Source organism: Agreia sp., from assembly GCF_964263775.1.
GTDB lineage: Bacteria > Actinomycetota > Actinomycetes > Actinomycetales > Microbacteriaceae > Agreia.
In genome coordinates this window covers 1-5,776 of sequence record NZ_CAXVWM010000032.1, presented here as the reverse complement: position 1 = coordinate 5,776, position 5,776 = coordinate 1, and the positions used below count along the sequence as shown (strand labels likewise).

The window sequence follows — 5,776 nt, the reverse complement described above, 5'->3', positions numbered from 1 at the left end:
AGCCGCGGCCTTGCACCGGGGGGGCGCGGGGCCCGCGCCGCCGCGCCACCCGCGGGTTACTCACGGCCGCTTGCTTGCGCGGCACTGTGAACACGCGGTGGGGGGGGCGGGACTCGGCGACGCCGTGTTCATCGGCCTCGGATCGATGATCGGGGCCGGAGTCTTCGCGGTGTTCCAGCCCGCCGCAGAGATCGCCGGCACCAAAATGCTCGTGGGTCTCGTCACCGCCGCCGTCGTCGCGTTCTGCAACGCGGCGTCGTCGGCGCAGCTCGCCGCGCAGTACCCCTCGGCCGGAGGCACCTACGTGTACGGCCGAGAAGTGCTCGGGCCGTGGTGGGGCTTCGCCGCTGGATGGAGCTTTCTCATCGGTAAGACCGCCAGCTCGGCCGCGATGGCGATGGTGTTCGCGGCGTATGCCGTTCCCGACCCGTGGGCGCGCCCCGTGGCCGTCGCGGTGGTGGTGCTGCTCGTGACGGTGAACCTGTTCGGCATCACGCGCACCGCGCTGCTCACGAAGGTGATCGTGGTGCCGGTGCTGGCCCTGCTCGCCGTCGTCGTCGCATCCGGGGTGCTGGGCGGAGCCGCGCAAGGCGGCGCGATTGTGCCCGAATCCCTCCAATCGTGGCTCGGGGCGGGCGCGGAATGGAGGGATTCGGGCACGAACACAGGCAGTCCGAGCGCGACGGCCGGCGCCCTGGCGGTGCTGCAGTCGGCGGGGCTGCTGTTCTTCGCCTTCGCGGGCTACGCGCGCATCGCCACCCTGGGCGAGGAGGTGCGCGACCCCGCTCGAACCATTCCGCGCGCGATCGGCATCGCGTTCGCCGTCGTGGTCGTCGTCTACGCCGCGATCGGAGTGACCGCGCTCGGGGCGCTCGGCGCATCCGGTCTCGCCGCGAGCGACAACCCGCTCGTCGACGTCGTGACGGCCAATGGATGGGCGTGGGCCGCGCCGTCGGTGCGCGTCGGGGCCGCTCTCGCCTCGCTCGGCGCGCTGCTGGCGCTGATCGCGGGCATCGGGCGCACCGCCTTCGCCATGGCTCGCGAGGCGGATCTGCCGCGCTGGTTGAGCGCAGTACATCCGCGCTATAGCACTCCCTACCGGGCGGAGATCGCCGTGGGCCTTGTGGTCGTGGTGCTCGTTCTCGTGGCCGATCTGCGCGGGGTGATCGCGTTCTCGTCGTTCGAGGTGCTGCTGTACTACTTCGTCGCCAACCTGGCGGCGTTCCGGCAGGAGCGCTCTGCGCGGCGCTACCCGCGTGCAGTCAACGTGCTCGGGGCGCTCGGCTGCGCCGTCCTCGTGGTCACCCTGCCGCTGCCGGCAGTGCTGACAGGAGCCCTTGTGGTTCTCGCAGGGTTCGCGCTGCGCACACTGCGCAGGAGCCGCCCCTGACCAAAAGGCAGCGTCGCCCCTGACCAGAAGCCGACGTCGGCCCTTTCACGGATGAGGAAATTCTTGCGCCACGCCGTCTCCCCGGCGGCCGAACGCGGGGTGTCGCCGACTTTTTCCTCATCCGCGAAATTCGGCCGGGGCAGTTGGACTGTTCGGTCAGGGTCAGGGTCAGGCGGGGACGGGGGCTCGCACGACACGCGTTCCGGCGCGCTGCACCCTGTTCTCGGAGAGGGCGAGGGCGAGGCCGCGTTCCATCGACGTGCGCGTCGTGTCGGTGAGCCTGGAGTATCCGAGCACCGAGGCCGTCTCGCGGAGGAGTTCGTCGGAGTCGATCGAGAGTGATTCGGCGAGCAGTAGCTCGATCGCATTCGAGATCTCTTGCGGGCTCACATCGGTGACGGCACGCACGGCGCTCGAGGGGGTGCGCCGCGCTCCCCGCCAGGTCGACGCCTCGAGCCCGGCGGGCCACGCGAAGTCGTCGGGCGAGATCGCGAAGGCGTCGCGCACGGTCTGCTGCAGCAGCGCGCGCTTGGTGTCTCCGACGCGGCTGTAGTCGAAGCGCCGGGCAATAGTCGACACCAGCCGGTCGACCGGTATCGGCCCCTCGACCTCGAGGATGCCTGCGGCCACCGCGTGAATGATCGGCACGGCATCGAGGTCGTCGAGCTTCGACTGCGGATAGATCGCGCTGTCGTCTGCGGCCACGAACTCAGGCAGTTCGCGCGCGAGGATCGACGTCGACACTGCTGTCGGAAACGCCTTTTCGGCCCGCGCGTCTTCTGCGGCCCGATCGGTGGCCTTGCCGGCATCGCGCACGGCCTGGGCTGCATCCGCGTCGGGCAGTCGGGCGCTCGCCGGGTGGTCGACCGCGACGACGATGCGCGCGATGAGGGCGCTGCGGTCTCGGATCCAGGCCGGCAGCCAGGCACGGATGACGGCCGGCCACGACATCACGTCGACCAGCAGGTTCGGCGCACCGTCGCGGTCGCTGACCGTCGCTCGCGAGGCCCAGCCGGGCCCGTCGACCATCACGGCCACGGCCCAGGATGCCTGCCCACGGTGTCGCACGGCGAGGTCGACGGTGAACGACGAGAGCCCGAGGCCGGTCTCGACCTCGAGTCCGCGGTCGCGCAGGGCGGTGGCGATCTCGTCGACGAAACGTCCGTAGTTGCCGGTGACGGCATCCTGCGCGCCACCGCGGCCACTGCCGGGAAGCGCCCCGACACTGCGGGTCGCGGCGAACTGCAGGTACGACTTGAGGTCGGCGATTCCCTGGGCACGCGAGCGGGTCAGCTGGATGTCGGCCGCGTCGAAGGAGCTGAACAGCACGACCTGGCGCTTGGCGCGCGTGATGGCGACGTTGAGCCGGCGCTCTCCGCCCGGAAGGTTGAGCGGCCCGAAGTTCAGCGGCAGCGTGCCCGTCTCGGGATCTTTCGAGAACGCCAGCGAGAACAGGATCGTGTCGCGCTCGTCGCCCTGCACGTTCTCGAGGTTCTTCACGAAGAGCTCGGAGCCGGGGGCCGCGAGCAACGCCTTCTGGATGACCGGGTCGGTGCTGTCTTCGAGCTTGTCGAGGATGAGGTCTCGCTGCTGCACGTTGAAGCACACGACTCCGATCGACTCGCGCATGGTGGCGGGTGCCCGCAGCCGCGACACGATCTCGTCGACGATCGCCTGGGCCTCGACCTCGTTCGTGCGCGTTCGGCCGCGGTCGAAGATGCCGTCGACGCGGCGCCAGCTGAGGCCGGTGCCGGGGCCGGGGCCGGTGCCGGATGCGGCAGGGCCGCCGCCGGATGCGGCAGGGCCGCCGCCCGAACCCGTCGTGCCCGCTCCCGCACTGCTCGGCGACGGCAGGCTCACGAGCGTGTTGCCGTAGTACGCGGCGTTCGAGAACGCAATGAGGCTCTCGTCTTGGCTGCGGTAGTGCCAGTTGAGCCAGAGCTGCGGCAGCCCCGACTCCACGGCCTCGGTGAGGATCGACTCCAGGTCTTCGACGACGAGCGGCTCGTCGCGGCCGGCCGGGGGCGTGTCGGGACCGGTCGCATCCACCTGCATGATGCGCGTGGGAGGCATCTGCTTCGAGTCGCCGACCACGATCACGGCCTTGCCGCGGCCCATCGCGCCGATGGCCTGCGGCACCCTGATCTGCGAGGCCTCGTCGAAGATCACGAGGTCGAACTCGATGCTGTCGGGATCGAGGAAGTGCGCTACGGATCCGGGGCTCATCAGGAACACGGGCACGATCGACGTGAGCGCTCGCGGGTAGCGGCGGGCCACCTCGCGAAAGGCGAGGCCCCCGCGCTTTCGCTCGATCTGGCGGGCGAGTTCGGCGACCTCTCCGCGCAGCTCGTCGGCGTCGAAGGGGCGGGCGGCGAGCAGTTCGGAGGCGAGTTCGCTGCGCAACTGCTCGCGCACGAGCGCGCCCTGGTCGCGGTAGGCCGAGACGTGCCGGTCTTGAGCGTCGCCGTCGAACGCGTCGAGGCTCGAGCTCGCGAGCCGCTCCTCGAGCGACGCGGCGGCGAGGCCGCGCAGCAGTGCTTCGGATGCGTCGGTCGGCTCGATCTGGCCCGTCGCCAGCTGCGTGCTGAAACCGGCGAGGCCCAGTTCGCGCAGGTGTTCGAGCTGGCGCCTCGTTTCGGTGAACCGCTGCAGTTGAAGCAGGCCGGTGGCGCGCACATCGATCAGCCAGGTGACCTCGTCGGTGGCCCAGGCAGAGATCCAGTCGCGGCCGTGGGCCCACTGCCGAACGGTGAGACCGGTCGCGCCGATGGCGGCGAGCCAGCGGGTGAAGCTCGTGTCGATGTCGCGCACGATGGCTGTGTCGGTGTCGCGCACGGTGTCGGTGCCGCGCACGGTGTCGGTGCCGCGCACGGTGTCGGTGCCGGAGCCGGTCGTCGCACGTGCGCCGGCGCTCCGCCCGTTCGAGATCCAGCCCCACGCGCGCGGGGTGCGCCTCGCCAGCCAGACGGATCCGAGCGAGGTGCGCACGGCCGTATCGAGCGCGTTCTTCGCGTCGGGCGCGTAGGGCTGCCAGCCGGCGGGAAGACCGAGACCCGCCAGAGTTGCGGCCTGGCGCTGCAGCTCCTGCGCATCCGACCGGGCGGACTGCAGCGCGACGAGCAGCGGGGTGACGGCCCTACCGCTGGGCTCGGAGCCGGCGCGCAGCAGGGGTTTGAGAGAGGCGCGGATCGACCGGCGGCGCAGGTCGGGCAGGAACCAGGCTCCGTCGAGCGTGGTCGAGCGCTCGGTCCACTCGTCGAGCCGGGGCGCCTCGATGGCCGCGGCCGAGGCATCCGCGAGCACGGCAGAGTGCCGCTCGAGATAGTCGGCGAGGCCGGTGCGCAGGGCGTCGGATGCCTCGCGCCAACTCGTGCGGTCGATGGCGGCGAGCGCGTCGGCAGCAGGCAGCAGGCCGCGCGAACGGGCGTCGAGCAGGCGGGATGCGACGGGCAGCTCGGTCGCCGGGCGCAGGTCTGCCAGGGCGAGGCGCGCCTCGGGCGACAGCTCGTCGAGTCGAGGGCGAACGGCGGCGACGTCGCGCAGCGCATCCGATACTGTGACGGCCTGAAGCTGCGCCGGATCTGTCACGCCCGCAATGAGCCACGGGTGCGCCGGCCGCAGGCCGAAGCGCTGGGCGGCATCGCGAAAGTCTCGGGCGATGATCGTCGGGCTCTCCGACGGCGTCGTCGTGAGCCAGCCCGTGGCAACGGCCGCCGTGGGCCCCTCGCCCAAGGTCGCCAGCGCATCGTAGGCAGACCACACCGTGTAGCCGAGCGCGTTCGGCGAATGCACTCGCGCCGGATGCCGGTCGAGCTCGGCGATCGCCCCGCGCAGCCGGGTGTCGGCCAGGGCCCAGGCGTGCGGATCGGCGGGCACGCGCAGACGCAGCGACTCGCGCAGCTGCTCGCGAATCGTGTTCATCGACTGCTTCGCGCCGTGCAGTTCGAGGCTGAACGCGCCGAGTCCGATCTGATCGAGCCGGCGCTTGACCACCTCGAGGGCGGCCTGCTTCTCGGCCACGAAGAGCACGGTCTTGCCCTCGGTCAGGGCGTGCGCGATGAGGTTCGTGATGGTCTGCGACTTGCCCGTGCCGGGAGGGCCCTCGAGCACGAACGACTCGCCGCTCGTGGCCCGCACGATGGCGGCCATCTGCGAGCCGTCGGCCGCGATCGGAAGTCGCAGGGCCGCCTCGTCGACCGCCGGTCGAGCGCCGCTGCCGGCAGGCTCGACGAACGTCTCGCCCGGGCGCTCGACCAGATGCCTGACGACCGGGTTCGACAGCAGCGAGCGCCAGTTGCGATCGAGGTCCTTCCAGATCTGAAAGGTCGAGAAGCGCAGGATGGCGAGGCTCACCGACTCCTCGAGTCGGTAGGGCAGCTCGGCCTC

General features: G+C 71.1%; 2 protein-coding genes. One reads left to right on the top strand and one right to left on the bottom strand.

Annotated elements, in window-relative coordinates; genetic code table 11:
* The first annotated feature begins 97 nt into the window (after nt 1-97).
* Nucleotides 98-1,390, top strand: coding sequence for an APC family permease (locus ACE5CZ_RS02910; RefSeq protein ID WP_374945865.1), 1,293 nt, complete (start codon nt 98-100; stop codon nt 1,388-1,390).
* Between the two features lie 168 nt (nt 1,391-1,558).
* Here ACE5CZ_RS02910 and ACE5CZ_RS02905 read toward each other — a convergent pair.
* Nucleotides 1,559-5,776, bottom strand: a 4,218-nt coding sequence (locus tag ACE5CZ_RS02905; protein ID WP_374945864.1) for an AAA domain-containing protein, incomplete at its 5' end; no start/stop codon positions are given.